Source organism: Rhodococcus sp. 7Tela_A2 (assembly GCF_049311045.1).
GTDB lineage: Bacteria > Actinomycetota > Actinomycetes > Mycobacteriales > Mycobacteriaceae > Rhodococcus.
Map to the genome: position 1 here is coordinate 1 of NZ_JAXION010000190.1, position 4688 is coordinate 4688.

Genomic DNA, 4688 nt, shown 5'->3' on the forward strand with positions numbered 1-4688 from the left:
GCCCTAACCCCTCACGCCGGCGCCGGGCGGACGGGCCGCGACCCTCTCCGGGTGCAGATCTCTGCGGGCTGATCTACGCGCGCAGCGTCGTCATCCAGCCGTGCGTGTCGGCGAACGTGCCGCGCTGGATACCGGTCAGCGTGTCGCGCAGCGCCATCGTCACCGGTCCCGGCTCGCCGTCTCCGATGATGAACTCGCCGTCCTTGTCCTTGATTCTGCCGACCGGGGTGATCACGGCTGCGGTTCCACACGCGAACACCTCGGTGATCTCCCCGCTTGCGGCCTTCTCACGCCACTCGTCGGTGCTGATCCGCTGTTCGTCCACGACCAGACCGGAATCCGTGGCGAGAGTCAGCAGCGAGTCGCGGGTGATGCCGGGCAGCAACGACCCCGACAGTTCCGGGGTGACGAGACGCGCATCCGCGCCGGACCCGTACACGAAGTACAGGTTCATCCCGCCCATCTCCTCGACGTACTTGCGTTCGATCGCGTCGAGCCACACCACCTGGTCACAACCCTGCTCGGCGGCGTGGGCCTGCGCGACGAGCGACGCCGCATAGTTGCCGGCGAACTTCGCAGCACCCGTGCCGCCGGGCGAGGCGCGCACGTATTCACGCGAGAGCCACACGCTCACCGGGCGCACGCCGCGCGGGAAGTAGGCGCCGGCGGGAGAGGCGATGAGGAGGTATCGGTACTCGTGGGCGGGCCGCACGCCGAGTGCAGGCTCGGTCGCGAACATGAAGGGCCGCAGATACAGCGACTCCTCCCCGCCCGCCGCGGGAACCCACTCGTGGTCGACGTCGAGCAGTTCGCGGACCGACTTCTCGAACAACTCCGGCGGCAGGTACGGCATGGCCAGGCGCTCGGCGGACCGGTTCATCCGCGCCGCATTCGCACTCAACCGGAACGACGAGATGCTGCCGTCCGCCTGCCGGTACGCCTTGAGTCCTTCGAAGATCGCCTGGCCGTAGTGCAGCACCATGGCAGCGGGATCGATCTGGATCGGGGCGTACGGCTCGACCTTCGCGTCGTGCCAGCCGACACCTTCGGTATAGGTGATCGACACCATGTGATCGGTGAAGTACTGCCCGAATCCGGGCTCGGACAGAATCTCCTGTCGCCGCTCCGCAGAGCTGGGTGAGGAATGCGGGACGCGGACGAATTCGAGGACACCTGTCATGAACGACAATCCTAACAATCAGCGGAAACGAATCTACTTCGTGTGGTCCTCGACGAACGGCGGGTTCACGACCTCGGCCCGCAACGACCGGCCCCGCACGTCCACCGTGACCTCGTCACCGGCGGCGATTCCCGGGGCGGTGTCGAGAAGCGCGAGCGCGATACCGATCTTGAGCGTGGGTGAGAACGTTCCGGACGTGGTCTGCCCGACGGGCACGCCGTCACGGGAGACGGTCAGCCCCTGGCGCAACACCCCGCGGTCGACGGCCCGCAGACCCCACAGGCGCCGTGCCGGTCCGGATTCCTTCTCGGCGAGGAGCGCCTCGCGACCCCAGAACTGCGGCTTCTTCCAGCCGACGGCCCAGCCCACCCGTGCCTGGACGGGCGAGATGTCGACGGACAACTCGTGTCCGTGCAGTGCGTAACCCATCTCGGTCCGCAGCGTGTCGCGAGCGCCGAGGCCTGCCACCTGCCCACCGGCGTCGCGGACGGACGCCGCGAGCGCGCGAAACACCGTCTCGGCGTCGTCCCAGCGGGGCAGCACCTCGAATCCGCGCTCACCGGTGTAGCCGCTGCGGCACACCCGCACCGGCATGCCCTGGTAGTCGGCGTCGACGAAACCCATGTAGGCGATGTCGGTGGGCAGCCCGAGGCCGGCAAGCACGTCCTCGGCCCGCGGTCCCTGCACGGCGAACACCGCGTAGTCGCGATGCTGGTTCGAGACGGTCACCCCGTCCGGTGCCGCGGCGGACAGCGCCTCGACGACCGCGGCGGTGTTCGCCGCATTGGGAACGAGGAACAGTTCGTCGTCGGAGACGTAGTAGACGATGAGGTCGTCGGTGACACCGCCGGTCTCGGTGCAGCACAGGGTGTACTGCGCCTTGCCGGGGCCGATCTTGGCGAGGTCGTTGGTGAGCGCGGCGTTCACGAATGCGGCAGCGCCCGGGCCGTGGACCAGGGCTTTACCCAGGTGGCTGACATCGAACAGGCCCACGGCCTCACGGACCGCGGTGTGCTCGGCGACCGTCCCGGCATAGGAGACGGGCATCTCCCAGCCACCGAACGGTGCGAAGGTGGCGCCGAGTTCGACATGGACGGCGTGGATGGGCCCCTGCTGGAGTTCCTCGTCACTCATGTCGCACGACGCTATCCCACCGCTGCGACCGTTCGGACGGTGGTCACTAGCATCGAAGCCATCACCCCCGCTTCCTAGGAGTTGCCTGTGAGCACACCGACCCCCGCACTTCCCGAACTCGCACTCGCCGGTTCGGTATCCAAGCGAGCCGACGTTCTCGTCATCGGACTCACCTCGTCCGACAACGGTCCCGAAATCCTCTTCGGCGACGGTCCTGTCGACGAAGCGGTGCTCGGCGAACTGCTCGACACCCTGCAGGCGGTGGGCGCCACGGGCCGAAGCGAAGAACTCACCCGGGTGCCCGCGCCGGCCGGACTTCCCGTCGCGAGCGTGCTCGCCGTCGGCCTCGGAGCCGCGGACCGTATCGATGCCGAACAGGTCCGTCGTTCCGCCGGTGCAGCAGCGCGTGCGCTGACCGGTGTCACCACCGTCGCGACCACCCTGTCGTCGGTCGATCTCGGTGCCGCCGCCGAAGGTTTCGCGCTGGGTTCCTACACGTTCACCGAGTTCCGTTCCGCGAAGTCGGCGCCGAAGGACGACGCGCGGCCCGCGACCCGCATCGAACTGCTCGTTCCGTCCGTACGCGACCGGGCGGCCAAGGCCGTTCTCGCCCGGGCGACCGCAATCGCCGAGGCGGTGGCGACTGCCCGCGAATTCGTGAACACCCCGCCGAGCCACCTCTACCCCGCCGAGTTCGCCGAGCGCGCGAAGGCACTGGGTGAAGCTGCCGGGCTGAAGGTGGAGGTGCTCGACGAGAAGGCCCTCGAGAAGCAGGGCTACGGCGGGATCGTCGGCGTCGGCAAGGGCTCGTCGCGGCCGCCGCGTCTGGTGCGGTTGTCGTACTCGGCGAAGAAGCGGAAGGCGCCGAAGATCGCCCTCGTGGGCAAGGGCATCACGTTCGACACCGGCGGCATCTCCATCAAGCCCGCTGCCGGCATGGAAGCGATGACCTCCGACATGGCCGGTGCCGCCGCCGTCGTCGCCACCGTGGTGCTCGCCGCCAAGCTCGGTGTCGCTGCCGACGTCGTCGCCACCGTTCCGATGGCCGAGAACATGCCGTCCTCGACGGCGCAGCGTCCGGGCGACGTGCTGACCCAGTACGGCGGAACGACGGTGGAAGTCATCAACACCGACGCGGAGGGCCGTCTCGTGCTCGCCGACGCGATCGTGCGTGCGTGCGAGGACGGGCCCGACTACCTCATCGATACCGCAACGCTGACCGGCGCGCAGATGGTCGCCCTCGGCAACCGCACCCCCGGTGTGATGGGCACCGAGGAGTTCCGCGATCGGGTTGCCGCGCTGTCCCAGGAGATCGGTGAGAACGGCTGGCCGATGCCGCTGCCGGAGGAACTTCGCCGTGACCTCGACTCGCGGGTCGCGGATCTCGCGAACGTCACTCCGCACCGGTGGGGCGGCATGCTCGCCGCAGGCCTGTTCCTGAAGGAATTCGTCGCCGAGGGCGTCCAGTGGGCGCACATCGACGTGGCGGGGCCGGCGTTCAACACCGGTGGCCCCTTCGGGTACGTCGGCAAGGGCGGGACCGGAGTGCCGGTACGCACGATGATCACCGTCATCGAGGACATCGCCGAGCACGGCTGACCACACTGCCGAGCACGGCTGACCAACACTGCCGAGCACGGCTGACCGCACTGCGGGCGCGCCCTGCTCCCAGCGCCACCGTGCGCTGCGAGCAGGGCGCGCACTGTCCGCGGTGTGAGACGGTGCTGCCCCTCTGCAACCGCGCCGAGACGATGAGTGCAAGGATGGTTACGGCCATGCCTCGCTTGGGCAGCGGTCCGTCTACCCCTGAAGCACCCGCACGAGTCTCCGGCCTCGAGCACAATGGTGACGACCACACAATGGTTGTCGACCACGAGTCGGTACAACTCAACACACACGAACACAACCGTCGAGGAGTCAACAGACATGGCCTTCTCCGTCCAGATGCCAGCGCTTGGTGAAAGCGTCACCGAGGGAACTGTCACGCGATGGCTCAAGCAGGAAGGAGACACGGTCGATGTCGACGAGCCCTTGCTCGAAGTCTCCACTGACAAGGTGGACACCGAGATCCCCTCGCCCGCTGCAGGCGTCCTGGTCAAGATCGTCGCTCAGGAAGACGACACGGTCGAGATCGGCGGCGAACTCGCTGTAATCGGTGACGCCGGCGAGTCGTCCGACGACGCCGCTCCTGCCGACGAGCCCGCAGCCGAAGAGCCCGCAGAGGAACCCGCAGCCGAGGAACCGGCCGCCGAGGAAGCTCCCGCGGAATCCGCTCCCGCGTCGTCCGGTGGCAGCGGCGAAGGCACCCCGGTCACCATGCCCGCACTGGGCGAGTCCGTCACCGAAGGCACCGTCACCCGGTGGCTCAAGGCTG

At 68.3% G+C, this 4688-nt stretch carries 4 protein-coding genes; 2 read left to right on the forward strand and 2 right to left on the reverse strand.

The annotated features are described in order from the left end of the window. Positions 1 to 73: 73 nt before the first annotated feature. Complete coding sequence (locus TVH25_RS20860; RefSeq protein WP_169620212.1) at positions 74 to 1180, reverse strand: branched-chain amino acid aminotransferase; 1107 nt, start codon at positions 1178 to 1180, stop codon at positions 74 to 76. Between the two features lie 33 nt (positions 1181 to 1213). Then, on the reverse strand, positions 1214 to 2314 hold the full coding sequence (gene gcvT / locus TVH25_RS20865) for a glycine cleavage system aminomethyltransferase GcvT (RefSeq protein ID WP_296550987.1): 1101 nt from the start codon (positions 2312 to 2314) through the stop codon (positions 1214 to 1216). An 87-nt stretch (positions 2315 to 2401) separates the two neighbouring features. Here gcvT and TVH25_RS20870 point away from each other — a divergent pair, with 87 nt between their 5' ends. Continuing rightward, entirely contained in the window at positions 2402 to 3913 is a 1512-nt protein-coding gene (locus TVH25_RS20870; protein WP_378529109.1) for a leucyl aminopeptidase, read from the forward strand. A 327-nt stretch (positions 3914 to 4240) separates the two neighbouring features. Then, the coding region (locus tag TVH25_RS20875; protein ID WP_422425375.1) for a biotin/lipoyl-containing protein at positions 4241 to 4688 on the forward strand (448 nt) is incomplete at its 3' end.

Coding starts and splice junctions, on each gene's coding strand:
- TVH25_RS20860 (WP_169620212.1), bottom strand. CDS start 1,180: ATGACAGGTGTCCTCGAATTCGTCCGCGTCCCGCATTCCTCACCCAGC.
- gcvT (WP_296550987.1), bottom strand. CDS start 2,314: ATGAGTGACGAGGAACTCCAGCAGGGGCCCATCCACGCCGTCCATGTC.